Below are 26,158 nucleotides of genomic sequence, written 5' to 3' on the forward strand. Positions count from 1 at the left end.
CGCAGCCTGCCCTATGCTGCAGTGGCAGCCGGGTGCGGCAGCCTGCGCCGTATACGGCGTTATCGAACGGTATCGATGGAGGTGCCTATGTCAGACGATTCCCATGACACGCCACAGACCGTGGTCGTGGTGCACCCGGACCGCGAGATTTCCACGATGCAGAAGCTGCCTTACTTCGTCGGCATTTCCCGGCAAACGGCTGGTGCCAGGGCCCTGTCGATGTCCATTGTGGTCGTGCCGCCCGGCGGCCATGCCGAGCCGCACATGCATCGTGGCTACGAGACCGGCATCTACGTGCTCGAGGGGCGGGTGGAAACCCGCTATGGACCCGGCCTGCGCCAGTCGGTCGTGACCGAAGCCGGCGACTTCCTGTTCATTCCGCCAGGCGTACCGCACCAGCCGTTCAACCTCAGCGCGACGGAGCCGGCCCGCGCGATCGTGGCGCGTGATAACGCGGATGAGCGAGAAGAGGTCGTGCCCTATGACCCGGCGGCCGACACGTAGCAGGCGTTGGTCAGCGGCGCTCTGCCCATGCATTCACTTTGCCCACTTGATGCGGTGCCGTTCCTGCGTGGCCTGGTGCCGCGCGTCGTCCTCGGTGTGCAGGTAGATGCTGGTGGTCGCGATGGAGGCGTGGCCAAAATTGTCGCGCACATGGCGCAGGTCCACTTGCCGGTCGCTCATGTGCGACCCGGCCGTATGCCGCAGCCAGTGGGCCGACGCGCTGGCGAGCAGCTCGGCCTGTGCTTCCCATTCCGGCCCGCGTGCACGCAGCCGTTCCGCCGCCATGCCGAATACTTCCTTGATGACCAGGTGCAGCGCGCCGCGCGACAAGGCCTTTTCACGGCCAATGACCGGCAGCACCAACGGGCGCGCTTCTCCGGGCTGCGGAGCCGGCGGCAGCCCATGCGCGCGCCGGTAACGGGCGAGTTCGGCGATCAGTTCGTCAGTCGCGGGCACCAGCCGGGGCTTGTTGCCCTTGCCGGTAACCTCCAGCCACCAGCGCTCGGTCCCCTGTGCATCGCGCCGGCAGAAGAATGCCCCCATGGTGGTGCCTGCGACTTCCGCCGCCCGCAGGCCACCCAGATAGAGCACCGTGCATAGCCAGCGGCAGCGTGCGGCGTGCAGGCGCTCGCGGTCGGTCTCGGCTGGCATGGCCTCGACAGCCTCCTTTACAGCGTCCCAAAGGGCATGGCTGAGGTAGCGCGTGATGCGCGCCTTGGCCGGGCCGCGGCGGCGGCGCGCAAGCGACAAGGGGTTGCCGGCCAGGTAGCCAGCCTCGGTGAGCCATGCAAAGCAGGCGTTCAGGATCACCATGGCCTGGCGCGTGCTGGCCGGCGACAGCGGGCCGGCAAAGGGGCGCCAGTCAGGGTGGCTGCGCGCGAGCTTCTTGCCTGCGGCCAGGACCCAGCGCGCGGCGGGCTGCGGGTCGGAAAGAAAGTGCTCATAAGCCAGCAGGTCCTCGTGGGTCAGTGAAGACATCGGTTTTCCACGCTGCAGCGTGGCCCAGAGCACGAGCCGCTCGATCTCTCGCCGGTATGCCTGCAGCGTGGCCGGACTGTTTGCGTAGCGTGCGAGCCAGGCGGCGACGGCCGAGAGGTCATCCGATGCCGCGATCTGTGCGCCGCGAGCCGGGGCTCGATTCTTGCCCTGGGCGCCGGAAAGCCCTTCAGGCAGGTGCAGGCGCTCCAGCGGGGTCGGCGACGTGGCGGGCAGGGCGCGGACAGCCGGATGGCTGATATCCGAAGAGGAATCCATATGAGGCGTGAGACGAAAACGCAATTTGAGCACAATTATAGACATAAGAAAACTTATGTCTAAAGTATGAGCTGAGAAATTTTATTTACTACGTATTACGTAGTAATATATGAATTAGCCACTCGCCGCTTTGCGATTCATGCCAACTTCCGACCTGAACCTCAGCGACACCGCATTGCACGCTGATCTGGCCGAGCTGCGCACGCGCTTCCCCGAGACGCGTGCGCTGTATCGCGAGGTGTGCGGGCTGCTGTTCTTCTGCTACGGGGTGACGCCCACGGCAAACAAGCTCTACAGCCTGGTGCGCAAGGGCAGCATGGGCACGCCGGCCGAGGTATTGCAGCAGTTCTGGCAGGAACTGCGCGGGCGCACGCGCGTCACCATCGACCATCCGGATCTGCCTGATGCGCTGAAGGAAATCGCTGCCGAGGCGGTCAAGACGATCTGGCAGGCCGCAAACGAAGCCGCCAGCAGCGAGTTGTCCGCGCTGCGCGCCGAGGCCAGGCATGCCGCGCACATGGCCGAGTCGGAACGGGATGCTGCGCGCGCCGAGACAGCGGCAGCTCGCGAGGACGCGCTGGCACTCTCGGCCCAACTGGGCGAGGCGCGGCAGGCGCATGAAGCCGTGCAGGCGGACCTTGCCTCGGAGCGCCAGGCGCACGCCGCGACGCAGGCCGGGCTTGAGGCCGGGCGCGCAGAACTGGAGGCGGCAGGCCGTCAGCTGGCGGAGCTTCGCACGCAGTTCTCGACGGAGCTGGAGCGAGCGCGCGAGCAGGTGCAGATCGCCCAGGAACGGGCGGAGGCCGGCGAGCGGCGCGCGTTGCGCGAACTGGACCAGGAGCGTACCGCGCGCCAGAAGAGCGAACGGCTGGCCGAAGAACTGCGCGCCGAACTGGCGCAGGCTCGCAATGAAGCGCGTGAAGCCGTCGTGGCCCACGCCGAGACCCGGGCCCGGCTGGAGGCACGGGCGGCAGCGCTGGATTGCTCATTGGGCGTGGGTAAAGCAATATTCAATTTGAAGAAAGGAATTGACGCCGGTATTCACCGGGATTAACGCCAACTACCCTGCGAAATGACCGAGTGAAATTCGCGGTGTCACTAAAGCCCAACTGCGAAGCGACCTCCATGATGGAGGAATTTGTCGCGCAAAGCATCTCGCAAGCCCGCTCAAACCGCACCTTGTCCGCGAGCTCCCGAAATCGGATGCCTTCTTTTTGCAGATGCCGATCGATGGTTCGAGCGGAAACATTGGCTCGCTTGGCAATGTCTTCCAGTGTCACCAAACCACCGCGCGCTTCGCGTAACACCATCATTACATATTCACCCCAACCTAAATTCGACCGTGACGGTCTTAGGCTTGTGGCAGCGCAACGTTTGTCGATTTCGTGCATCACTTCCACATCACCCAAGGCCAGTGGGATGTCGAGCAGTTCTGCAGGCATGACGGCACGGACGCCGGGTATGGTTGCTTCATCAAAATAGAAGCGGGCTGGGGACAAGGCCAGATAACGTTGAAGGTGGTCTGGCTCCGGCATGGATATGTAAATGTCAAAAGCTGGCAGGTCCGGGCCAATTACGAGTTGCAACTGGTTTTGATGAGCAACCGCCAAAGCCTCCAGGTAGAACCGCATACTGTGTACTGGTAGTGCCACGGTGGGCGTATAGATACATTCCCCGGAGCTGCCCTTGCGGATGTAACGCATGTTCCAGGTTTCCACCATAAGGTGGTAATGACGCGAGGACATGCGCAAGAACGCGTCCAAATTTGGGCAGCTTATCAAACCATAGCCCAACAATTCATGGGAATTCATTTTAATCCGACGGCCTAGTTCAAACCCCAAATCATCGCGGCCGGTTAATTTGGACGCTGCCAAAATGAAAGCATCGACCTCTGCCGAAGTCAGCATGCTGTCGCGGCGCTCGAAGAGCGATGGGTCTATTCCCGCCGTTTCCAGTATACGAGCGGTATCCACTCCGGTGCTTCGCAAGAGGTCTCGAAGTAACAAAAAATAGCGAACCGGGACACGTCGGGGCTGAGTAAGCATCTTTCGCTGATCTCTTCTTGCAAGGCATGCTGTTAGGGTAACCACTTGGCTGACGATCTTTGACAAGCACTTGTCAGGAAGTGACATGGCCCCGGCCGGCAACACCAAGGATTATCCTTCCATCACTATGAAGCATTCAGCTCCAGTGTAATGAAGTCCTTTGTGAATAGCTACTCAGCAACAGGGGCGCAGAGCCAGCACGTTCTTGAATCGCTTTGGTTGATTATTCAAGCATGTTTTCCTCTTTAAGGAGACCACCATGTCCATGCATTATGAAAACATCGATACCGCTCTGATCGACGCCGAGGCATTGCCTTGGCATCCGTTTCTGCCCTATGCCACCGATGTATTCATCAAGGTACTGAAGGTGGATCCGGTACGTGGCGAATGGATCACTCTGCTTAAGGCCCCGGCGGACGTGAAACTACCCAAGCACCATCATTCTGGCACCGTGATGGTCTACACCATTAGTGGCCAGTGGCGCTACCTGGAGCACGACTGGGTGGCCGGCCCCGGCAGCTTTGTGTACGAGACTGCCGGCACGCAGCACACCCCTGCAGGCGACAGCAAGGGCGAGGTCATTACCCTCAACATAGTGCAAGGTGACTGGAGCCTGATTGGCCCCGAAGGCCAGGTGTTAGCAATCGAGAACTGGAAAACTGTGGTCAAGCGCTACCTCGACCACTGCGCCAGCGCCAATATCAAGCCGGTGGATGTGACCAGCTTTTCTGTTTGATCTCAAGCTTCGCACTGACGTCGGATCCGGCGAGCGAAAGGCTCGTCGTTTGTTGCCGCGAAGGCGTGAGTTTTTCGCTACACGTAACTCACGCTCTTCTCTAGGCGCATTTCTGTACATTGTTTGCCGGAGCGTATCGAAACATTCATGGCTATTAAGAATCTCAAATCGAAACGCGTCCTGGTTACAGGGGCCGCCTCTGGCATTGGACTGGAAATAGCGCTGTCCTTCGCAAGAAGGGCAGCACAACTGATCATCATCGATATCAATGCAGGTGCCCTGGAAAATGCCCAGCAGGAACTGCGCAAGCTGGGGGGGCAATGCCATACCTATGTGGCGGACGTTTCGGATCCCATTATCATGAAGGAGCTGGCGGAGCGCGTACAGGTGGAGCATGGACCTCTGGATGTGCTCGTCAACAACGCCGGCGTCGCCTTCCTGGGGTCATTCCAGTGCACGCCAATACAGCAGTGGCATCGCACGCTGAATATTAACGTGATGGGCGCCGTGCATGGCTGCCAATTCTTCCTGCCTTACATGCTTGAGGCTGGCGGAGCGCGTCACATCGTGAATGTGGCTTCTGCCGCCGGCTTGGCGCCCACCTTGAATATGAGTGCCTATTCCGCATCCAAGCATGCAGTCATGGGCATGAGCGACAGCTTAAGCCTGGAGCTGATGGGAACCAGGATATCGGTGAGCGTCGTATGTCCGGGCATCATTAATACCCCTATTACACAAGTGTCGCCTTCAGGCGTGGGCTCCAACATCCGGCCTGACCAGGTCACAAAGCTGGGCGAGTATTACCGAAAAAATGGAGCCCATCCCAGTGTGGTCGGCGAGGCGGTGGTGAAAGCTGTTCGTAGCGGTCGCGGGCTGTACTGGTAGGCCCATATGCCGCGCTGATCTACCACCTGCGCCGAATTTCCCGCAAGTTGCTTTACACCATCTTGATTGCCAGCTCCCGGAAGATGGGCTGGATTTAATTACATCAGGAAACGTTCCCCATGCACGCATACCAGCCGACCAGTGTCATCTCTTCCGAGGAAAATATCCGTGTAACCGCCAAAGCATGGATGGTATTTGCACTGACATTCGCTCTCATGCTGCTGGACTTTATTGACCGGCAGATCGTGACCTCCATGTTTCCGTATCTCAAGGCAGATTGGCAACTGTCCGACAAGCAGCTGGGTGCGCTCATTTCTGCTGTATCGCTGACGGTGGCGCTGGGCACGATTCCCGTGGCACTTCTGGCGGATCGCTGGGGGCGCGTGCGCATCATCGTGACGATGGCGCTCACCTGGAGTGGCGCGACCATGGCATGTGGCGCGGCTGGCAACTACACCACCATGCTGGTGGCTCGCGGTGCGGTCGGCTTGGGAGAGGCTGGCTATGCCCCGGCAGGGGCGGCGATTCTGGCAGGCATCTTCCCCAGGCGACTCCACAGTGCCATCTTCGGTGCGTTCCAGGGGGCCGGGGCTGTGGGTACCATCCTTGGAGTCTGGCTCGGCGGCTGGCTGGCTACTCGTTGGGGGTGGAAGGCTGCCTTCGGTATCGTTGGTGTACCGGGTCTGGTGCTGGCGTTGTGCTACATGTGGGTGCGTGACCCAGCGCAGGCAACGCCCGCCCGCACGCTAACGCCCGCCTATTCGTTTTGGACGGCACTCAAAAATGGATTGATCCTCTTCAAGAAGCCAATCGTTATGTGGGCTTGTGTCGGCGGTGCATTGCAGTTATTTACGGTGCTGTCCTTGTATTCCTGGTTGCCAAGCTTTATTCACCGTTCCTACGGTGTTTCTCCTGAGAAGGCCGGCGCACAAGCTGCCATTGTCATCTTGCTGGGTGCGCTAGGCACCGTGGCATGGGGCTATGCGGTTGATCGCTTTGGGCAGGGTAATTCCGGTCGGCGCCTACGGGTGGTCGCCATCGGCTCTCTGCTTTCTGGTGGGTTTCTGATGGCAGCCTTTGGCCTGTTACCGGTCGGCCAGTCGCAATGGCTTTGCCTTATGCTGGGCGGATTCTGCATGACCTGTTCTATTGGTGCCGTTCCGGCCGTGGTGATGGAGAATGCCGAACCAGGTTTGCGGGCTACTTCATTGGCATTGGTGGCCATGGCGCAAAATCTTTTTGGTCAATCGTTGGGGCCTTTCACAACAGGCGCGTTATCGGACACGCTGGGGCTCGAAAGGGCTTTGTCCATTGCGGCGGCTTTCGCATTTCTCGCCGCAGCGACATTTGCATGGGCGGGCGTTGCGCATCTGCGCAGCCGCCAAGCAATTTAACTGCTGTCGATAAGGATTCAGATCATGGTGAATAAGACATTCACGCAAGCACAAGATGCAACCGGTGCCGTGCTTCCGCCGCTGGTCGCGTCCGCCAGTGTGGCAGGCAAAACCCTTGCCGAGTCCAGGCACCAGTGGCGTGTCAGCACGCCGCTGAAGGTTGATGGCGCCCCCAACGTGTTGATCGTGCTGCTCGATGACGCCGGTTTCGCGCAGGCCGACACCGTGGGAGGGCCTATCCATACGCCAACCTTCTCACGCATTGCCAATAGTGGCCTGACATACAACGCCTTTCATACCACGGCCATTTGCTCCGCCACCCGGGCGTCATTGCTGACGGGGCGTAATCACCACAAGGTAGGCAACGGCGTGATATCCGAATTGGCTTCCGACTGGGATGGCTACACGGCAGAAATACCGAAGTCGGCGGCAACTATTCCCGAAGTGCTCAAGCACTACGGCTACCGTACAGCGGCGTTCGGTAAGTGGCACAACACGCCGGTCAGGCACACTACGTCCATGGGGCCGTTTGACCGGTGGCCAACGGGACATGGCTTTGATCATTTCTATGGCTTTATCGGCGGAGAAACCTCACAGTACGAGCCACGTCTGTATCAAGGGACCACACCCATTGAGCCCCCCCGTCGAACTGATTACCACCTCAGCGAAGATCTTGCTGAGAAAGCAGTGCAGTGGCTGAAGGATCGCTCAATCAGTACGCCGGAAGACCCATTCTTCATGTACTGGGCGCCCGGAGCCGTACATGGCCCACATCACGTCTTCAAAGAGTGGGCTGACAAGTACAAAGGCAAATTCGATGCGGGTTGGGATATCTGCCGCGAGCAAGCCTTTGAACGGCAGAAACGACTGGGATTTATCCCTCCGGATGCGGTCCTGACTCCACGCCCATCCAGCCTGCCTGGGTGGGACAGCCTTGGCGCAGACGAGAGAAAATTCCAGGCGCGCCTGATGGAGGTCTTTGCCGGCTTTCTGGAGCATGTGGACGTGCAAGTCGGCAAGATCGTGGACGAGATCGAGCGGCAAGGCTTACGTGAGAATACACTGATCTTTTATGTATTTTCTGACAACGGCGCATCGGCCGAGGGCATGGCCGGTTCTATTGCCGAGCTCAATGCACACAATGGCATCACAACTCCAGTATCCAGGCACATGGAAGTCCTGGAGCAACTGGGCGGATTGGACATGCTCGGAAGTGCCCGCGTGGACAATATGTACCACGCTGCCTGGGCCTGGGCTGGCATGTCGCCATTCCAGGGCACCAAGCTGGTGGCCGGCTACTTTGGTGGTACGCGGGTGCCGCTCGCGATCTCCTGGCCCCAAAGAATCCGGCCTGACAGTCAGGTACGGCCGCAGTTTCATCATGTGAACGACATCGCCCCCACTATTTACGAGGCCATCGGCATCACACCGCCGCGTGTCGTAGACGGGCATGAGCAAGATCCGCTGGATGGCGTGGGCATGAGCTACACCTTTTCGAGCGGGCAGACGGCGAACCAGAAGCTTACACAGTACTTCGAGGTCCTTGGCAGCCGTGGCATTTTCCACCAGGGCTGGATGGCTTCCGTCTGGGGGCCCCGCACCCCCTGGATTGCGGATATGAAGCAGTTCCATGGCTGGAACCCAGAGAAAGACGTCTGGGCGCTATATAACCTCGACGAGGATTTTTCTCAATCCCAAGACCTGGCTGCCCAGGAACCGGCTCGCCTGGAGGCCATGAAAACCTTGTTTGATCGCGAAGCCCAAGCCAATAAAGTGTACCCATTGGGAGCCGGGCTATGGCCATTTCTCCAACCCTCTGACCGTGTCGGTCCACGTGACGGTGACGTGAGCTATGGGTCAAAAACACGTCGTATCCCCGAATTTATGGGGCCAAATCTGCGCTCGCGTAACAGCATCGTTACGGTAGACGTTGACGTTCCAGAGAACGCACAGGGGGTGCTGTACGCGTTGGGTGGCGCTGGCGGTGGCGTGACTTTGTACATCGATAGTGGCTATCTGACCTACGAGTACAACGCCCTGTTGTTGGAGCGGACTGTATTGCGTGCAACAGAACCGATTTCACGGGGGCGGCGCCGCATTGAGGTGAAGACCATGCTGACCTCTTCCCAGCCCGGTGCCGCGGCCTCGCTTGGCCTGCACATCGATGGCGAGGAAGTGGCGCGGGCATCTGTGCCTTACACCTTGCCATTGGCGTTCACTGCCACGGAGACATTCAACGTCGGCGTCGATCTAGGCTCTCCGGTGTCGTTTGATTACCTGGAGCGGGCCCCGTTTGCTTTCAACGGGACCGTGCACGACGTACATGTAACTTATCCGCCTGAAACTGAAGAGTAGGAGCGATTGTGGGAATCGCGGTGGCCGCTGAAAATGCAAAGCCTTGTGGCAGGTAAAAAAGCGACCGTCAGGCACTGGAATGGCTAAGGACAACCAGGCCCTTGGCAAAAAGGCCCTTCACAATCTGTGAAGGGCCTCTGCTTTTGCAATGCTTCGCGATGAGCGACTAGAGCTTTCGAATCTTTGAGGCCTGGAGGCCTTTCTGGCCTTGCGTGACTTCGAACTCGACTTTCGCGCCTTCGTCCAATGACTTGTATCCGGTACCCTGGATTTCCGAGTGATGCGCGAAGAGGTCTTTGCCACCGTCATCCGGCGTGATGAAGCCGTAACCCTTTTCGCTGTTGAACCACTTCACAATTCCTGTCGCCATCTCATCCTCAAAATCAATAAGCCTGCAAGGTTGCAAACGCTGCCAGGCCGCCGGGCTACAGCGAGCTTGGCTGTGGGCAGTTGCTGGTGTCGTCAGCATATCGTGACGTCTCCTTGGCGCCAAGCCATCCCGCGCTAGGGTTTACCATTTGGTAATGGGCCGCGACCGAGGATAGCGTTCAATGTCTGGGGTTGCGTAAGCCCGGACAACGGACAGACCCGGAGTGGCTTTCACGTTATATATCCCGGGGTTCCCCGGTGGAATCAACCTGGCCGACCAGGCTTGAATGTGAGTCATTGATGCGCTTAGCCCGCAAGCTGTTTTCCATGGCCGCACTGCTGGCCTCACTTGCTGCCACTGGCCAGGCGCCTGCGGCTCCCTACCCGGACCATCCTGTCGAACTCGTGGTGCCAAGCGCGGCGGGCGGTGGTACCGACACGGTTGCGCGAGCGTTCAGCGAAGCCATGCGGAAGACTCTGCCGCAGCCGCTGGTCGTGGTAAACAAGCCAGGTGCCAGCGGCGCAATCGGCATGACGGAAGTGGCCCGCGCGAAGCCGGACGGCTACAAGCTCGGCATCATCATCGCGGAAGCCGTGATCGTCCCGCACCTCGGGCCGACCACGCTCGACGCGGCCGAGCTGGTGCCGATCGCACGCCTGAATGCCGATCCGTCCGCCATCACCGTCAAGGCGGACTCGCGCTGGAACACCATCGAGGCGTTCCTGGCATTTGCCAGGGCGCACCCGGGGGAGGTGCTGGTCGGGAATTCCGGCCCGGGCTCGATCTGGCACCTGGCGGCGACGGCGCTGGAGGACAAGGCGCACGTCAGGTTCAATCACGTGCCGTTCTCCGGTGCGGCGCCAGCTCTGGTGGCGTTGATGGGCGGGCATGTCGATGCGGTGGCCGTCAGTCCCGCCGAGGTATCGGCCTATGTGGCCGCGGGCAAGGTCAGGACGCTCGCAGTGATGGCCGATCAGCGTGTCCGGGGTTTCGAGAACGTTCCGACGCTGCGCGAGCGCGGTATCGACCTTTCGATCGGCACCTGGCGCGGCCTGGCAGCGCCGAAAGGCACGCCACCCGAGGTGCTCGAAGTGCTCGCGGCTGCCAGCCGCAAAGCGGTGGCAGACCCTGTCTTCGTGGCGGCGCTGCGCCGGCAGAACCTGGGGATTGCCTATGCCGACGCCGCTACCTTCCAGGCAATGATCGCGGCAGACAACGCGCGGATGAAGGCACTGGCCGCCAGGATCAACCTCCGCAAGTGAAGCCGCGCGCGGGCTGGCCCCGGCCCCAAGGCTCAGAAGATGAAGCGCGTGTTGATGAACGTCGACTTGTGTCCGAGCACGATCTCATCGAGCAGCGCTTTCGACGCGCTGGTCGCCTTGGCGGCAATCATGGTACGGATCGAGAAGGCGCGCAGCGCATCGCTGACCGACAGGGTCCCCTCGGCCGAGTCCTTCCTGCCCGTAAACGGAAACACATCCGGTCCCCGCTGGCATTGGCAGTTGATGTTCACGCGGCAAACCTGGTTCACCAGCGGATCCACCAGCCGCGCGATCTGCTCGGGATCGGTCCCGAAGATGCTCACCTGCTGCCCATAGTCGGAAGACTCGACGTAATCCAGTGCCGTGCCGACATCATCGAATGGCACCACCGGAATCACCGGGCCAAACTGTTCTTCGCGGTACAAGCGCATGCGCGCGTCGACCGGGTAGACAACCGCCGGTACGACCAGCGAGGCACAGGCAAGGCCGCCGCCGGGATTCAGTACCTCGGCGCCCTTTGACTCCGCGTCAGCAATGCATTCGGCGATATAACGCGGCTTGTTGACATCCGGCAGCGGGGTGATGGATATCCCGGCTTCCCACGGCATGCCGATGCCGAGCTGGCCTATCGCTTCGGTGAGCTTGTCGAGGAATGGTCCTGCCACCGACCGGTGCACCAATAGTGTCTTCAAGGCCGTGCAGCGCTGGCCGTTGAACGAAAGCGATCCCAGTACGCACTCCTTGACGGCGAGGTCGAGGTCCGCGTCGGGCAGCACGATGGCCGCGTTCTTTGCGTCCAGGCCGAGCACGGCACGCAGGCGGTTTGTCTTGGGATGCAGCTTCTTGAGCTGGTCCGCCACGCGCGAGGAGCCGATCAGCGCAAGCACGTTGACCTTGCCGGAAGCCATCAGCGGCGGGACCACCTCTTCGCCGCGGCCATAGACGGTATTGACAACGCCAGGCGGAAAGGCTGCGCGGAACGCCTCCAGGATCGGCGCGAACAGCAGCGTGCCGAACTTCGGCGGCTTGAACAGCACCACGTTGCCCATGATCAGTGCCGGGATCAGGGTGGTGAAGGTTTCATTCAGCGGGTAGTTGTACGGCCCCATGCACAACACCACGCCCAGCGGCGCACGGCGAACCTGTGCGATGGTTTCCTCGACCACCTGGAAACGCGAGTTGTTGTTGTCGAGTTCCTTCAGCGCATCGATGGTCTGGCGGATATAGGCGATGGTGCGATCGAATTCCTTGGCCGAATCCGCTGCGGACTTGCCGATCTCCCACATGATCAGCTTGACGATCAGCGCGCGCTGCTCCAGCAGGCGCCGGGTGAAATCCTGCACATGCGCAATGCGAGCTTCGACGGCCATGGTGGGCCACTGCCCCGTGCCCGAAGCGTAGGCGGCAACTGCGGCGTCGAGTGCCTGCAGGCTTTCCTTGACGGTGGTGACGGGGAAGCTGCCGACTTCCACGGCGCTCAGCTTGCCCTGGTCGTCGCGTACGTGTACCGGCGACAGGACGGTACGGCAAGGGCCATCCCAGGATCGGATCTCTCCGTCGATGAGGATGCCGCGCTGGTGCAGGGGGGCGTCCAGGCGCTGCTCTGCCGGAATGTCGGCAAGGCGGGGGAAAAGGCGGGCCAGGTCGGCTTGGGACTGTATGGAGGACATGATCGGTCAGTAGGCCAGGGCGGTGGACGGTCAGGCAGGAGAAACCAGACGCAGCAGGTTGGTGGAACCCGGGGTGCCGAATGGCATGCCGGCGACGATGGCGAACGGTTGCTGGTCCGAAGCAAAGCCTTCGCGCTTGGCCACTTCGGTGGCGTGCACAACCATCTCTTCGACGCTGTGCGCGTCATGGGTGTGGACCGGGTGGACGCCCCAGACCAGGGCCAGCCGCCGCGCGGTTTGCGCATGGGGCGTCATGCCCACGATCGGCACATTCGGGCGCTCGCGCGCCACGCGCAGGGCACTGGCGCCGGACACGGTGTAGGTCACGCAGGCGGTCAGCGGCAGGATGTCGGCGACGGTGCGGATCGCCGCGCCGATGGCGTCCGCGGACACGGCATCGCGCCGGGTGGCAATGGCGTGCATGGTGTCGCGCTGCAGCTTGTCCCGCTCGGTATTGCGGATGATGCGGGCCATTATCTGCACTGCTTCGACCGGATACTCGCCCGACGCGGATTCGGCCGACAGCATGACCGCGTCCACCCCGTCATACACGGCGGTGGCGACGTCCGACGCTTCGGCGCGTGTTGGCGCGGGGGCGCTGATCATGGACTCCAGCATCTGCGTGGCCACGACCAGCGGCTTGCCGGCCTCGCGGCAGAGGCGGGTAAGGCGTTTCTGGATCGCCGGCACTTCCTCGGGCGGCATTTCCACGCCCAGGTCGCCGCGGGCCACCATGATGCCGTCCGCCGCGCCGACGATGGCGTCGATGTCGGCCAGCGCGGCAGGCTTCTCGATCTTGGCCATGATCGCCACGTCTTTGCCGACGATCGCGCGCACCTCTTCGATATCGCGTGCCGACTGGACGAAGGAGAGCGCCACCCAGTCGACCCCGAGCGTCATGCCGAAGCGCAGGTCGCGATGTTCCTTCTCCGTCAGCGCCGACAGGTTCAGTGCGCAGTCCGGCACGTTGACGCCTTTGCGGTCGGACACCGTGCCACCGGTCTCCACGATGGTTTCGGCGAAGTCCGGGCCGGCTTCGCGCACGCGCAATCGCACGCGCCCATCGTCGATCAGCAGAGCGTGGCCCGGCCGCAGCGCTTCAAAGATCTCGCGGTGCGGCAGGTGGGCAACGTGCTGGTTGCCGCTCACCTCGTCCAGTTGCAGGCGGAACGGCTGCGCGGCGCTGAGCCGGACCGGGCCGCCGGGGAAGGTGCCCAGCCGCAGCTTGGGGCCCTGCAGGTCCAGCAGCACGCCCACAGGCCGGCCGGTCAGCGATTCCGCCTCGCGGATCAGGGCGAGCCGGGCCTTGTGGTCCTCATGGGTGCCATGGCTGAAGTTCAGGCGGAAGGTGTCGGCGCCGGCCTTGAAGAGCTGGAGGATCACCTCTGCCGTGGAAGAGGCGGGGCCAAGCGTGGCAACGATCTTGGTGTGTCGCTCGCGTCGCAGGGTCATTGGGAGGCTCCGTCGAAAACGCGGCATGTGACCGCAAGCGGGCGGGTAGGGGTGTGGGTCATGGGAGCGTGTGAGCGTCGGGTGGCAAAGGGCACAGGGCGGAGGGGGCGGAGGGGGCGGAGGGGGCTCAAGACAGGCGGGCAATTTCCTCGAGCAACGCGGTCTCCATCGCCTCGATCGGCGCGCGTGCGCACCCGGTGTAGAACTCGACCTGCGCGCAGGCCTGGTGCAGCATCATGCGCGTGCCGTCGATGGTGCGGCAGCCAAGCGCGTCGGCATCGCGGATCAGCTTGCTCCTGACGGGGATGAAGGCAGCATCCATGACGATCAGGTGTGCGGCGAGCTGCCCGGCGACCGGATTGACATCCGGCGCGCGAAAGCCGGCGGCGGTCGCGTTGGCGAGCATGTCGAAGTCCGCCGCGCGGAAGTCCGCCAGCCCGCCGCCGAAGCGCAGGCCAAGCGATGCGGCCAGTTCCTCGCCGCGTGCTGCGGTGCGGTTGAACACGGTCACGCTGGCGCCGGCCTCGCGCAGGCCGTAGGCCATCGCCCGCGCCGCGCCGCCCGCGCCCAGCAGCGCGATGCGCTTGCCAGCCACCTCGGTCACTTCCTGGAAGGCGCGCACGGCGCCGATGCAATCGGTGTTGTAGCCAGTCAGCACGCCATCGAGATTGTTGATGGTGTTGACCGCGCCGATGGCGCGAGCGGTCTCGTCGAGATGGTCCAGGTGCGGGATCACGGCCTGCTTGTGCGGCATCGAGACATTCATGCCACGCACGCCGAGCGCGCGGATCGATTGCACGGCGCCGGGCACGTCCTGCACCCCGAAGCACACAAAGGTGTAGTCGACCCCGAGCGCGCGGTAGGCGGCGTTGTGGATGCGCACGTTGAAGGTGAAGGGCTCGCCCATGATCGAGCCGCACAGCGTGGGAATGGAACGGGGGGAACTGGGCATTGCGGGGTGTCCTTGCGGGGAAAATCAGGCGGTTGTCCGGGCCTGGATGTCGATCAGCTTTTGCTGATGGGCCGCCAGGTCGAAGCGCGCGGCGGGGGGCCGCCCGGCGAGCGCGTCCAGCAGGTTGTGCGTGGCGAGCTCGGCCATGGCGCGCCGGGTCTCATGCGTGGCCGAGCCGATATGGGGCAGGGCCGTGACCTTGGGATGGATGCGCAGCGGCGAATCCTGGGGCAGGGGCTCGGTGGCGAAGACGTCCAGCCCGGCGGCGCGCAGGTGGCCGCTGTCGAGCGCCGCCAGCAGCGCGTCTTCCTGCACGATCTGGCCGCGCGCGCCGTTGACAAAGATGGCGCCCGGTTTCATCAGCGCAAATTCGCGCCGGCCCATCAGGCCACGCGTGGTGTCGGTCAGGGGCAGTGTGACGGCGACGATATCGGCCCTGGCCAGGGCATCGTCGAGTTCCACCCGGGTGGCGCGTCCGGCCAGGTCGGGCGGCTCCACGGCGGTCTCGTTGACGTAGAGCACCGCCATGCCGAAGCCGAGTGCCGCGCGCCGTGCCACCGCCTGGCCGATGCGCCCGAAGCCCAGGATCGCCAGGGTCTTGCCGTGCACGTCCCAGCCGAACAGGCTATCGCCGATATTGGCGGTCCAGCGGCCTTCGCGCACATGGGCCGCAAGCTCGACCAGACGGCGGCTCGTGGCCATGATGAGCGCAAAGACGGTGTCGGCAGTGGTCTCGGTCAGTACCCCGGGCGTATGGCACAGGGTGATGCCACGCTGGTGCAGGCAGGCCAGGTCGTAGTTGTCGACTCCTACCGAGATACTGGAGATCACCTCCAGCCGGCCGGCATCGGCCAGTTCCGCCGCGCCAAGCTTCACGCTGGAGCCGATCAGGCCATGGGCGTCTGCCAGCGCGGCGCGGAAAGCCGGCCGTTGTGCCGGCTGGCGCGGGTCGGCCACGATCACGTCATGTTCCGATTCGATCCTGGCGAGCAGGTCATGGGGAATCGGGCGGAACACCAGGACATTCTTGCGCATGGGGAAATCCTTGCTGTGGCGTTACAGACTGGCGACCGCCAGCTGCGCGTGGGTCGGCAGGCCTTCGGTATCGCCGCGGACCTGCACTGCCCGCGCACCAATCCATGCGCCGCGCCGGACGGCGTCGCCCACGGGCCGGCCTTCCAGCAGCGCGCTGATCACGCCCACGGCAAAGCCATCGCCGGCGCCTACGGTGTCGACGACACGCTCGACGCGGTACGCCGCGACATGGCCGGTGCCGGCCTCGCCATCGAAGTAGGCGCCGTCGGCGCCCAGCTTCACCACCACCAGGCTGGCGCCACGGGCACGATAGAAGGCGGCAATGCGTTCCGGCTCGGCATGGCCGGTAAGGAAGCGGCCTTCTTCGATGCCGGGCATCACCCAGTCGCACTGGTGCGCCAGGTCGTTCAGGGTGTCCCGCATCAGGTCGGGCGTGGCCCACAGCGTGGGCCGCAGGTTGGGATCGAACGAGATCGTGCGGCCGGCAGCCCGCATGGTGGTAATGGCCTGGCGCGTGGCGGCCTGCGTGCCTTCGGCGAGCGCGGGGAACACGCCGGTGACGTGCAGGTGCCGCGAGCGCCGCAGCCAACCGTGGTCCAGATGCGCGGGGTTCATGCGGCTCGCCGCCGAGCCGCGGCGGTGGTACTCGACGGGCGGATCGCTGCCGTCGTCGACCCGGCCCTTGAACTGGAAGCCTGTGCGCTCACCGGGTTCGCACACTACCTGGCTGCAATCCACGCCTTCGCGCTGCATTTCACCGAGCAGGTAGCGTGCCATCGAGTCGTCGCCCAGCCGGCTGGCCCAGCCGACCTTCAGGCCCAGGCGCGACAGGCCGATCGCCACGTTGGTCTCGGCACCGGCGGTGCGCTTGTGGAAAGTCTGCGCGCCTTCGAGCGGCCCGGCTTCGCCGGCGACCAGCATCAGCATCGCCTCGCCCAGGGTGACCACATCGAGATCGGTGCTCATGCAGGAACCTCCACCGAACGCAGCAGTTCGACATGATGGCGCGTGACCTGCACCAAGTCTTCGCCTTGCAGCGGGAATTCGATCGCACGCGCAACGTGCGCAGGCAGGCGGCGCAAGATGCTGCGCCATGGCGCAGCCGACTGGTCAAGCGGCACCGCGATCCATTTGGCGGGCGTGCGCTGCACGCCCTTGCAGTGCACGTAGCCGACGTTGGCGCCAAGGGCCTGCGCGGCGTCGAGCGGGTCTTCGCCGGTCCAGTGCCAGTTGCCCATGTCGAAGGTCATCGGCACGCGCTCGCCGAGTGCCGTGGTATGCGCGAAGAAGTCGCGCAACGGCGGCACGGTGCCGGCGCGGGCGGTCTGGTCGTTTTCCACGACGAGCTCGATGCCATCGTGCCGCAGCCACGGCAGCAAGGCTTCCAGCGCCGTGCCTTCCCGATAGCCGCCAAGCGACATCTTGACCCGGGTCGCACCGAGCGCCTGCGCGGTGGTGAAGGCACGGTCGAGCGCGGCGGCATCGAGGCTGCCTGCGTCATTCCAGAGGCCTTCCGGGCTGGACCAGACCACGCCCAGTCCGTACTGTTTGGCGACCTCGCCCTGTTCCCTGACTTCGTCCTTGTCCCCGCGCTGAAGCTCGCCGCGGAATTCCACGCCATCCGCGCCCGCGGCGGCGGCAATCCGTGCCAGCGCCGCCTGCCCGTCGCGCAGGGCGAGGTCGGCGCCATAGGCCGTCAGCGAGATCAGCACCGGCGGGCGTGAAGCACCTGTTGCTTGCCACTGGCTCATTTCAGGGCTCCCGCGCTGAGGAATTGCTGCAGTTCCGGCGTCCGCGGCTGCGCGAACAGCGCCTTCGAAGGACCTGCCTCGTGCACCTTGCCCTGGTGCATGAAGATGGTGGTATGCGCCATGCGGCGCGCGAACTCCATTTCATGCGTGACCAGCACCATGGTCATGCCGGATGCAGCCAGGTTTTCCATGACCCGCAGCACTTCCGCCGTCAGTTCGGGGTCGAGCGCGGAGGTGACCTCGTCGAACAGCATCACCTTGGGCTCCATCGCCAGCGACCGGGCGATGGCCACGCGCTGCTGCTGCCCACCCGACAGCTGCTCGGGATAGCAGTCCTTCTTGTCCAGCAGGCCGACCTGGGTCAGCACCCGGTCGACGATGCCGTCGATCTTGCCGGCGGCCATTTTCTTCACGATGGCCGGCGCCAGCGCGATGTTCTCGCCCACGGTCAGGTGCGGGAACAGGTTGTAGCTCTGGAACACCATGCCAACGTCGCGGCGCAGGTCCAGCAAGCGCTTGCGGTCGTGGTCCAGCTTGTGCCCGGCGACGGTGATATTGCCGGCATTGATCGTCTCCAGCCCGTTCAGGCAACGCAGCATGGTGCTCTTGCCGGAGCCGCTGCGGCCGATGATGGCGACCACCTGCCCGGGCTCGATCGCGAACGAAACGCCCTTCAGGACTTCGACGCAGCCATACGACTTGTGCACGCCTTGTGCTTCAACGATTGACATGGAGCCTCCTTTCCATGCGCCTGGCCGCCGACGACAGCGGGAAGCAAAGCGCGAAGTAGATAAGTGCGACGACGACAAAGACCGCGAAGGGCTGGAAGGTCGCGTTGTTGATCAGCTGGCCGGCGCGGGTCAGTTCGATGACGCCGATGATGGAAGTGATCGAGGTGTTCTTGACCAGCTGGACCGAGAACCCCACTGTGGGCGGCAGCGCCAGCCGGACTGCCTGCGGCAGCACCACGTAGCGCAGTTGCTGCCAGCGGGTGAGGGCGAGCGCTTCACTGGCTTCCCACTGTCCTTGCGGCACGGCCTCGATGCAGCCGCGCCAGATCTCGCCAAGGTAGGCGCTGGCGTAGATCGACATCGCCAGCATGGCCGCGACCATCGGCGACAGCTTGAGCCCGAGCACGGAGAGACCGTAGTAGCTCAGGAATAGCACGATCAGCACCGGCGTTCCCTGCACGACCTGGATGTAGGCCGTGCTGGCCAGGCGCAGCAGGGGACTTCTGGAGGTGCGCGCCAGCGCCACCATGAAGCCGGCCAGCGTGCCGCCGACGAAGGCGAGCAAGGTCACCCAGAGCGTCCAGCGTGCCGCCAGGAGCAGGATTTCAAGATGATTCCAGGAGAACTCGGTGATCATTTCGCGCTCCCTGCGACCGCTGCCGTCAATTCCGCCTGTGCCTGTGCCAGCGGCAGGGCCGGCGCCGTGCGTGCCAGCTTCCGTGCGCGCGCCACCACGCGGCGCCGCCTGAACACCAGGTTGCCGATCAGCGCGAAGATGCCGCGCAGCAGCAGGGCCAGCCCGATATAGACGAACATGACCAGGATGTAGCTCTCGAAGGTGCGGAAGGTCTGCGAATCGACCTGGCTCGCGACCGCCGTCAGCTCTTCCACCGAGATCGTCGACACCACGCTCGACGTCAGCATCATCAGCGTGAACTGGCTGGTCAGGGCCGGATAGACCTTCTCGAAGGCCGGCACCAGGGCGACGTGGCGGATCAGTTGCCAGCGTGTCATGCCCAGCGCGGCCGCGGCTTCGAGCTGCGAGCGGTGAACCGCCTGCAGGCCGGCCCGGATGATTTCGGTCGAGTAGGCGCCGAGGTTGACCGTCATCGCAATCACCGCGGCGGTGACGGCATCGATCTGCAGGCCGACGGTCGGCAAGCCGAAGAAGATGATGAAAAGCTGGACCAGGAAGGGCGTGTTGCGGATGGCCTCGACGTAGGCCCTGGTGGCGCGCTGCAGCCAGGGACCGCCAAACGCGGCGGCAATGGCGCCGGCAGTGCCGACCACGGTGCCAAGCAGGATCGAGCCGAAGCTGAGCGCCAGCGTCATCGCCGCGCCTTCCGCGAAACGATCCAGCTGCGACAACACCGGGGTCCATTCGAATTGGTAGTGCATGCGGGTCTCCTGGCGCGCCGGCTGACACCGGCGCGCAACGTCAGACGGCCTGGTTCAGAACGACTGCAGCGCGGGCAGCGCCTTGCCGGTCCACTTCTGCGCAATGGCATCGAGTTCGCCATTGAGCTTGACGTAGGAGATGGTGGTGTTGAGCCACTGGCGCAGTTCGAAGGCGTCGCGGCGCACGGCCATCGAATTCGGTTGCACCGAGAACGCGAACTTGGCGTCGAACTTGCCGGCGCCGCGCGCCTTCATGATCTCGTTGCCGGTGGTATTGGGCAGGGCGATGGCGTCGACCTGGTTGCTGATCAGTGCCTGTGCGCAGGTGGCATCGTCCTCGAAGCGGACGATATTCATGCCGGGCACCGCCAGCCGGGTGAGCGCGGTGTCCTGCGTGGTGCCGCGCGTCACGCCTACTTTTTTCTTCCCGAGTTCCGTCAGCTTGGCGTACTTGGCAGCGACGGGCGCGAAGATGGTCAGCTCGAACGCGCTATAGGGGGCGCTGAACATGATGGCCCGTGCCCGCTCGGGCGTCGGCGCCAGCGTCGCCACCAGGAAATCGACCTTGCCGGATTCCAGCGCCGGAATCCGGCTGGGGGAGGTGAGCGGGACGATGTCGACCGGCACACCGAGGTACTTGCCCAGCAGGTTGGCCACATCGACGTCATAGCCGGCGGGCTTGCCGGTGGCGTCTGTGGTGCCGAAAGGCGGGGCGCCGGTCACCACGCCGATGGTGACCTTGCCCTTCTTGACGATCTCGGCCACGGTCTGCGCCTGGGCGGTGAAAGCGGCGCTGGTCAGGACCAGCAGAGTCAGCACGGGCGCGGCTACGCGGCGCAACAAGCGTTGGACGTTCATCAATGTCTCCTGCACGGTTATGGAATGTGTCGCTGGCATCGCAGCGGTTGGCAAATACCGTCTTGAAACCGGTTTCAGAATTATAGGAAACCGGTTTCAGAGGTCCAGCAGTGAAAACCCTTACGGGCAGGGCAGCGTCGTTGCCGAGGGGGAAACAGGTCCGTCCCTGCACCCGCTGGCAGTGCGCCGCGGGCGCAGGCATGGGGCAGGACGCGCTCGGCGGACGCCGGCGCAGGAGGGGCAGGGGATCAGGCGCGGCGGGTGGACCCGCGCGCGACCAGGGTGCCGGGCAGCAGGACCCGGCGCGGTGGCAGTTGCGCGCCTTGCAGGCGCTCGATCAGACAGTTGGTGGCGACACGCCCGATATCATCGGTGGGCTGGGAAATGGCACTGAGGCCAGGACCGACCAATGCCGCCCATTCCGGATCGTCGAAGCCAATCAGGCCAAGGTCGGTGCCGAGCTGCCAACCCAGCCTGCCGGCAGATGCGGCCACGCGCAGCGAGATCACGGCGTTGGCCGCCAGCACGGCAATGGGCGCCTGGCCGGCACGGCGGCGCAGGTCGCGCAGCGCTTCATCCAGGGCATCGTCGTCACCCCGCTGGGCTTCAAATGCGGTTCCGCTGACCGTGCCCTCGTGTTCGGCGACAAAGCTCTGGAAGGCGCGGGCCCGCTCATTGCGCGAGCTGATGGCCTTGATCGGCTCGCTGATGAAAAGCAGGTGCCGATAGCCAGCCTCGACCAGGTGGCCGGCCGCCTCATGGACGGCGGTCAGGTTGTCCAGGGCTACCAGGTCGACTTCGGCATCGCCGACCTTGCGGTCGACCAGTACGACTGGCTTGCCCAGTTGCGCCGCGTCGGCCAGGGCTCCGGCATCGTGGCCTAGCGTGTGCAGGATAAAGCCTTCAACCCGATAGGCCGACAGCGAGCGAATCGCTTCGCGTTCCAGTTGCTCGTCATTGCCGAGGTTGAACAGCATCACCATATAGCCGGCGTCGCGGCAGGCCTTCTCGACGCCTCGCAGCACGGCCACCGAAAACGAATTGGAAACATCCGCCACGACCAGCCCGATCAGGCGCGACTTGCCGCGCTTGAGCCCTTGCGCCATAGGGCTGGGGCTATAGCCGAGCGCACGTATGGCAGCGGCCACGCGCGCCTCTACATCTGCGGACAACTGCTCGCCGCCCCGGTTCAGGTAGCGCGATACGGTTGCCTTCGAGACGCCCGCATAGTCGGCAACATCCTGGATGGTGAGTTTTTCTGCAGGTTTCAGGTCGGGCGTAGGTTGGGGCACAGGGCGCGGCATAGGGTTCGAGGCTTGGTGAAACCAGTTTCACGATTATGCCTCGGGCGCGTCGGGATTTGCCAGCACCAGCGATCCGCCACGCGCCACACCCCGGAACTGCCAGTCTAGCCCTGGCTGAACACGCGCTCCTCACTCTCGATCTGCGCGCGCAGGATCGCGAAGCGCTGTTGGACATCCCTGCCGAAGAGTGGATCTGCACTTGCCGGAACCGTGGCGTCAACGGCTTCCCAATCTTCCTCGGTCAGTAATTGCGCAGCGCGGGGCATTACGTGCCGCTCCTCGGTCGAGAGATGGTTTCGATAATACACAAGGTACATGGCTCCGGCTGCCTCCAGTGCCGCGCGAGAACTGATCATGTCTCCCTCGGCCTCATTAAGGCGGTCTAATAGTGCCTCGCCGACCGTGGCAATGACGCGATGCTCCTGCTGGAGCCGGCTGACTATGATTTGCATGTCGGGATCTCGCTCAACGAGCCGTGCATAGGCGACATCCTCACGGGGATGGTGAACGCGATCGCCGAAATTCCGCATGTAATAGATAATCGTGCTCATCAAGTTGTAATTCGGCCGCTCTCCCCGCTGGAAAAGGATTACCTGGTTTTCCAGAAGATCAAGTAGCCGAGCGAAATGGACATGATCTTCATGCCATGTGGCAAATGGGGTGGCCATGGCGCGCTCCTCAGTTAATTTTGGTCGCCTTCGAGGCCACATCAAATTCAAGCCTCATATGTTTGAACAATATTCGTTAGTCCACCGTTCGCTCTGATTTAGATCAATGTTCGAATCATGGCCCGCCTCATCGAAGCGCGGATAGCGGGCACCGGAAGTGCGCCGCCCCGGGAACGTGCCGAAGCCAGCGAGTGGGACGCTTTGTGCGAAATGGACCCGGAGCGCACCGCCCGCCACGGGCGCCGCAAGGCCGGGCAGGTGAACGATTGCCGAGCAGTGGAGTCCAGCGCCGGCGCACCTCCTGCCATCCGGGGCGCCCTATTTGCACCCCAGTGAAGCCGGGATCCTGTGTGCTTTGCTGTTCGCGGATTGTCGTCCTACAACTGAGGTGTGGGCCGGAAGGCACCGGACCCTGCTTATCGAGGAGGAGCATCATGTGCCGCTGGCTGGCCTATTCGGGCAAATCGGTTCCGCTGGAGGCGGTGCTGTTCCAGCCGGAACATTCGTTGATCGACCAGAGCCTGAATTCGCGGCTGGGTCACACCACGACCAATGGGGACGGGTTCGGCGTAGGCTGGTACGGCCGCCACGCGGAGGTGCCATTCCGCTACCGTTGCCTCCATCCGGCCTGGAGCGACACCAACCTGCGCGAGACCGCGCGGGCAGTGCGGGCGCCGCTGTTCCTCGCCCACGTGCGTGCGGCTACCGGCACGCCGACACAGGAAACCAACTGCCATCCTTTTCGCTTCGGCCGCTGGCTGTTCGTCCACAATGGCCTCATCCGCGAGTTTCCTCTCCTGCGGCGTGACCTGATGATGGCCGTGGCGCCGCATCTGTTCCGCTGGATCGAGGGGTCCACAGATTCCGAGGTGATGTTCTTCCTGGCCCTGACTTTCGGCCTGGAGCGCGATCCGCGCGGCGCGCTGGAGCAGATGGCAGGGCTGATCGAGGACGTCGGCCACCGCTACGATGTGGAGTTCCCGCTCAACATGACGGTCTGCGTGACCGACGGCCAGCAGGTCGTGGCAGTGCGCTACTCGAGCGAGGCGGAATCGCGCTCGCTGTTCCACAGTACCTCGTTCCGGCAATTGCGTGCGCTGTACCCGGACGACCCGCGCATCATCGCCGCCGGCGACGATGCCTTCCTGGTGCTGTCCGAGCCGCTGATCGACGTACAGGGCGTGTGGGAAGAGATTCCCGAGGCCACCATCCTCATGGCGCGCGGCGGCGAGATCGAGCACAACCGCTTCTTGCCGCGGATGCCGAACCCGTCGGCGTAACGCCGGACGGCAGGATCCTGGTTGCACAGCGGCGAGCCGGCCAACTGGCGCGCAACTTGCTGTCTTCCATGGCGAACGAGACAGGGGAGGCTATTGTTGAAGCATCCCCACATCAAATCGCCAAGAGGGGGGCATCATGAAGCCGGTTGTGCACCATTTCCATTCTCACCCGCCTCATCACGGAGCCAGGTACTACGCGCTACTTGCGATGGCGTTGTTGTTGGCAGGTGTCCTGTACGTCGGCATATCACTGCTGACGCACTGAGCCGCCCGCTTGCAGCATGCCGGGTGGTGGCTTCTGTGGCATAGCGCGCTAGTAACAGCCGCCAGTGTCGATGGTCAGGTTGAGCATGTCATGCTCGAGATCCTTGATCAGCGACTCGTCTTCCCGGAGAAGTTCTTCCAGCACGTCATGGCTGGACAGTACGCCGATGATCCTCTGGGACTCGATGACTGGCAGATGCCGGATCCGTCTGGTGTGCATCAGCGCAAGACATTGTTCGCACGTGTGGTCGGGCGAGACATAGACCACCTGGGTTGTCATGATCTCGCGGACACGGGTATCGCCTGCATTGCGGCCGGTCAGTTCGACCTTGTGGGCATAGTCGCGCTGGGAAAGGATGCCGGCCAGTTGATCACCCTGCATGACCAGCACGGTGCTGATGTCCTTGTCCGCCATCAGCCGAAGTGCTGCCAGCACGGCGTCATCCGGCCCGACCGAGATGACGTCGCGCGGTTTGTCGGACAGAATCTGGCGAGCTGTTTTTCTCACTTTCTTCATCGTCGTCTCCAACGTCGTCTCCAACAGGGAGGCAGGAGGTGGTTGTTGATGCATTCCCGCATCAATTGCCCATGGGGCTTCAGCCTGGCGCCTCTCTCGATTCTGGCGCGGCCTTGCCAAGAAAGCCAAACTCCACCGGAAACTTTGCGTAGAACACATGCACGTCCTCGGCTGCAAGGCGATCGAAGAGCGCCTGCACTTCCGCCTCGGTCGCGATCATCGTGATCTCTTCCGGGCGGTCGGCGAGTTCGACAAAGTGCCAGCTATGGAAGTGGTGGTCGTGCCCGATGCCTTCCGCGCCCACAAGGTGGGTTACCCCGCGGATGTTCATGTCCCGCATGACCTGCAGGAGCCAGTGGGAAAGCTGCTTGCCGTGGTAGCGGCGGTTCTCGACCGTATATAAAGTGACTTGATAGCCATGCACGATCTTCTCCCATCGCATTGCTGTACCTAAACGGGTACTGCATTCAGTCTACGCCGGCTGTTGTCTGGTGCAGTGGGCGTACCGCGGCGTTGGAATCAGGAAGGGCAAGGTTGTGGAGCCCGGAGTTCAGCGCCGCTGCGCCAGCCAGATGCCGGCCCCGATGGCCACCAGCCCGACCGCGTGATACCAGCGCGGCCAGTCGCCCAGCAACAGCGTGGACAGCAAGGCCGCAAACACCGGCGTCAGCGTGATGAAGAAGACCGGCAGCTGCGCGCCCGCACGGGCGATGGCGCGGTCCCAGGCAAAGTAGGCGAGCAGGGAAGGGATGGTGGCCACATAGAGCAGGATGGCCACCACCTTGCCGCTCCATTGGAAGGGCTGGTCCAGCGTCATCAGCTCCCAGGCGGTCACGGGCACGCTCACCACCAGGCCGGTGACGATCTGCGCGAACAGCAGCACTGGCAGCGGTAACTCGGGCCGCTGCTTGCGCAGCAGCCATGTGTACGCGCTCCAGGCGATGGTGGCGGCCAGCATGAACAGGTCGCCGGCGACGAAATCGAGTTGAGCAAGGCGGCCAAGGTCGCCGCGCACCAGTACGAAGGACACGCCCACCAGGCACAGCAGGGCGCCGGCGACATGCCACGGCTTCATCTTCTCGTGGAAGCAGGTGGCACCGATCACCAGCAGGAACAGCGGGGTGGACGCGCCGATCAGCGTCACGTTGATCGGTGTCGACGTGGTCAGCGCCAGGTACTGCAGTGCGTTATAGCTGGCGATCGATAGCATGCCCAGCGCGACAATCACGCCCGCATGGTGGCGCAGCGTCGCGCGGTGCTCGATGACGCCGCGCCAGGCGTAAGGCGCCAGCAGCAGGCCGGCCAGCAGCCAGCGCACGAAATTCAGTGTGACCGGGGGCACCGTTCCGGCGGCAAGGCGGCCGACGATGGCGTTTCCAGCCCAGCTCAGAGGCGGGAAGGTGAGCAGGAACAGTGTGGTCCAGTCCAGGCGTCTGGTGCCGGTGGCGCTTGCGTGCATGGGTGATGCGGTGG

25 protein-coding genes and 1 pseudogene are annotated in these 26,158 nt (G+C 63.4%); 8 read left to right on the forward strand and 18 right to left on the reverse strand.

Features of this window, described 5'->3' with window-relative positions; all coding sequences use genetic code 11:
• The first annotated feature begins 87 nt into the window (after positions 1-87).
• Positions 88-504 (forward strand): cupin domain-containing protein, encoded by a 417-nt coding sequence (locus LDO29_RS26230; protein WP_224082661.1) that lies wholly within the window; start codon positions 88-90, stop codon positions 502-504.
• Between the two features lie 33 nt (positions 505-537).
• On the opposite strand, the gene LDO29_RS26235 is transcribed toward LDO29_RS26230, so the two are convergent.
• The gene (locus tag LDO29_RS26235) at positions 538-1,758 is read right to left on the reverse strand and encodes a tyrosine-type recombinase/integrase (protein ID WP_224082662.1); all 1,221 of its coding nucleotides are present in this window, start codon (positions 1,756-1,758) and stop codon (positions 538-540) included.
• Positions 1,759-1,897: 139 nt separating this feature from the next.
• On the opposite strand from LDO29_RS26235, the pseudogene LDO29_RS26240 reads away from it, so the two are divergent.
• A pseudogene (locus tag LDO29_RS26240) lies at positions 1,898-2,737 on the forward strand (DNA-binding protein); the annotation flags it as partial.
• Positions 2,738-2,768: 31 nt separating this feature from the next.
• Here LDO29_RS26240 and LDO29_RS26245 read toward each other — a convergent pair.
• Positions 2,769-3,731, reverse strand: coding sequence for a helix-turn-helix domain-containing protein (locus LDO29_RS26245; RefSeq protein ID WP_253074149.1), 963 nt, complete (start codon positions 3,729-3,731; stop codon positions 2,769-2,771).
• A gap of 337 nt (positions 3,732-4,068) precedes the next feature.
• On the opposite strand from LDO29_RS26245, the gene LDO29_RS26250 reads away from it, so the two are divergent.
• The 4 genes from LDO29_RS26250 (at position 4,069) to LDO29_RS26265 (ending at position 9,173) form a co-directional block, all read left to right on the forward strand.
• Positions 4,069-4,539 carry a 2,4'-dihydroxyacetophenone dioxygenase family protein gene (locus LDO29_RS26250; RefSeq protein WP_224082690.1) on the forward strand — a complete coding sequence of 157 codons (471 nt, stop codon included), beginning with the start codon at positions 4,069-4,071 and terminating at the stop codon, positions 4,537-4,539.
• 147 nt (positions 4,540-4,686) lie between these two features.
• Positions 4,687-5,424 (forward strand): SDR family NAD(P)-dependent oxidoreductase, encoded by a 738-nt coding sequence (locus LDO29_RS26255; RefSeq protein ID WP_224082663.1) that lies wholly within the window; start codon positions 4,687-4,689, stop codon positions 5,422-5,424.
• Positions 5,425-5,543: 119 nt separating this feature from the next.
• Positions 5,544-6,818 (forward strand): MFS transporter, encoded by a 1,275-nt coding sequence (locus tag LDO29_RS26260; protein ID WP_224082664.1) that lies wholly within the window; start codon positions 5,544-5,546, stop codon positions 6,816-6,818.
• A gap of 24 nt (positions 6,819-6,842) precedes the next feature.
• The gene (locus LDO29_RS26265; protein ID WP_224082665.1) at positions 6,843-9,173 is read left to right on the forward strand and encodes an arylsulfatase; all 2,331 of its coding nucleotides are present in this window, start codon (positions 6,843-6,845) and stop codon (positions 9,171-9,173) included.
• A gap of 166 nt (positions 9,174-9,339) precedes the next feature.
• On the opposite strand, the gene LDO29_RS26270 is transcribed toward LDO29_RS26265, so the two are convergent.
• Positions 9,340-9,543, reverse strand: a complete 204-nt coding sequence (locus LDO29_RS26270; protein WP_224082691.1) for a cold-shock protein — start codon at positions 9,541-9,543, stop codon at positions 9,340-9,342.
• 299 nt (positions 9,544-9,842) lie between these two features.
• On the opposite strand from LDO29_RS26270, the gene LDO29_RS26275 reads away from it, so the two are divergent.
• Positions 9,843-10,805, forward strand: a complete 963-nt coding sequence (locus LDO29_RS26275; protein ID WP_224082666.1) for a tripartite tricarboxylate transporter substrate binding protein — start codon at positions 9,843-9,845, stop codon at positions 10,803-10,805.
• 32 nt (positions 10,806-10,837) lie between these two features.
• Here LDO29_RS26275 and LDO29_RS26280 read toward each other — a convergent pair whose 3' ends face one another.
• The 12 genes from LDO29_RS26280 to LDO29_RS26335 form a co-directional block, all read right to left on the reverse strand.
• Complete coding sequence (locus LDO29_RS26280; RefSeq protein WP_396022718.1) at positions 10,838-12,475, reverse strand: NADP-dependent glyceraldehyde-3-phosphate dehydrogenase; 1,638 nt, start codon at positions 12,473-12,475, stop codon at positions 10,838-10,840.
• 30 nt (positions 12,476-12,505) lie between these two features.
• A complete protein-coding gene (pyk, locus tag LDO29_RS26285) occupies positions 12,506-13,921 on the reverse strand; it encodes a pyruvate kinase (RefSeq protein WP_224082693.1) in 1,416 nt (471 codons plus the stop codon).
• Positions 13,922-14,054: 133 nt separating this feature from the next.
• Positions 14,055-14,879 (reverse strand): shikimate dehydrogenase family protein, encoded by an 825-nt coding sequence (locus tag LDO29_RS26290; protein WP_224082667.1) that lies wholly within the window; start codon positions 14,877-14,879, stop codon positions 14,055-14,057.
• 24 nt (positions 14,880-14,903) lie between these two features.
• Positions 14,904-15,914 (reverse strand): 2-hydroxyacid dehydrogenase, encoded by a 1,011-nt coding sequence (locus LDO29_RS26295; RefSeq protein WP_224082668.1) that lies wholly within the window; start codon positions 15,912-15,914, stop codon positions 14,904-14,906.
• A gap of 21 nt (positions 15,915-15,935) precedes the next feature.
• Entirely contained in the window at positions 15,936-16,880 is a 945-nt protein-coding gene (locus LDO29_RS26300) for a sugar kinase (protein WP_224082669.1), read from the reverse strand.
• Positions 16,877-17,665, reverse strand: coding sequence for a sugar phosphate isomerase/epimerase family protein (locus LDO29_RS26305; protein ID WP_224082670.1), 789 nt, complete (start codon positions 17,663-17,665; stop codon positions 16,877-16,879). Before LDO29_RS26305 ends, LDO29_RS26300 begins: the two co-directional genes overlap by 4 nt.
• Entirely contained in the window at positions 17,662-18,396 is a 735-nt protein-coding gene (locus tag LDO29_RS26310) for an amino acid ABC transporter ATP-binding protein (protein ID WP_224082671.1), read from the reverse strand. Before LDO29_RS26310 ends, LDO29_RS26305 begins: the two co-directional genes overlap by 4 nt.
• Positions 18,383-19,033, reverse strand: coding sequence for an amino acid ABC transporter permease (locus tag LDO29_RS26315; protein ID WP_224082672.1), 651 nt, complete (start codon positions 19,031-19,033; stop codon positions 18,383-18,385). The genes LDO29_RS26310 and LDO29_RS26315 overlap by 14 nt, the downstream gene beginning before the upstream one ends.
• Positions 19,030-19,794, reverse strand: coding sequence for an amino acid ABC transporter permease (locus LDO29_RS26320; RefSeq protein ID WP_224082673.1), 765 nt, complete (start codon positions 19,792-19,794; stop codon positions 19,030-19,032). Before LDO29_RS26320 ends, LDO29_RS26315 begins: the two co-directional genes overlap by 4 nt.
• A gap of 54 nt (positions 19,795-19,848) precedes the next feature.
• Positions 19,849-20,652: a transporter substrate-binding domain-containing protein gene (locus LDO29_RS26325; protein WP_224082674.1), complete on the reverse strand. Its 804-nt coding sequence runs from the start codon at positions 20,650-20,652 to the stop codon at positions 19,849-19,851.
• Positions 20,653-20,900: 248 nt separating this feature from the next.
• Positions 20,901-21,956 carry a LacI family DNA-binding transcriptional regulator gene (locus tag LDO29_RS26330; RefSeq protein ID WP_224082675.1) on the reverse strand — a complete coding sequence of 352 codons (1,056 nt, stop codon included), beginning with the start codon at positions 21,954-21,956 and terminating at the stop codon, positions 20,901-20,903.
• Positions 21,957-22,060: 104 nt separating this feature from the next.
• Positions 22,061-22,624, reverse strand: coding sequence for a hemerythrin domain-containing protein (locus tag LDO29_RS26335; protein ID WP_224082676.1), 564 nt, complete (start codon positions 22,622-22,624; stop codon positions 22,061-22,063).
• A gap of 434 nt (positions 22,625-23,058) precedes the next feature.
• Between LDO29_RS26335 and LDO29_RS26340 the strand changes: the two genes are divergently transcribed.
• Positions 23,059-23,904: a class II glutamine amidotransferase gene (locus LDO29_RS26340; RefSeq protein ID WP_224082677.1), complete on the forward strand. Its 846-nt coding sequence runs from the start codon at positions 23,059-23,061 to the stop codon at positions 23,902-23,904.
• A 313-nt stretch (positions 23,905-24,217) separates the two neighbouring features.
• Here the strand turns inward: LDO29_RS26340 and LDO29_RS26345 are convergent, their stop codons facing one another.
• The 3 genes from LDO29_RS26345 to LDO29_RS26355 all read right to left on the reverse strand — a co-directional run bounded on the left by LDO29_RS26345 (position 24,218) and on the right by LDO29_RS26355 (position 26,144).
• Positions 24,218-24,685 carry a CBS domain-containing protein gene (locus LDO29_RS26345; RefSeq protein WP_224082678.1) on the reverse strand — a complete coding sequence of 156 codons (468 nt, stop codon included), beginning with the start codon at positions 24,683-24,685 and terminating at the stop codon, positions 24,218-24,220.
• Between the two features lie 79 nt (positions 24,686-24,764).
• Positions 24,765-25,109, reverse strand: coding sequence for a DUF190 domain-containing protein (locus LDO29_RS26350; RefSeq protein ID WP_224082679.1), 345 nt, complete (start codon positions 25,107-25,109; stop codon positions 24,765-24,767).
• A 126-nt stretch (positions 25,110-25,235) separates the two neighbouring features.
• Complete coding sequence (locus tag LDO29_RS26355; protein WP_224082680.1) at positions 25,236-26,144, reverse strand: DMT family transporter; 909 nt, start codon at positions 26,142-26,144, stop codon at positions 25,236-25,238.
• Positions 26,145-26,158: the final 14 nt, after the last annotated feature.

This window comes from Cupriavidus laharis, assembly GCF_914271435.1.
In the GTDB taxonomy this organism is placed as follows: domain Bacteria; phylum Pseudomonadota; class Gammaproteobacteria; order Burkholderiales; family Burkholderiaceae; genus Cupriavidus; species Cupriavidus laharis.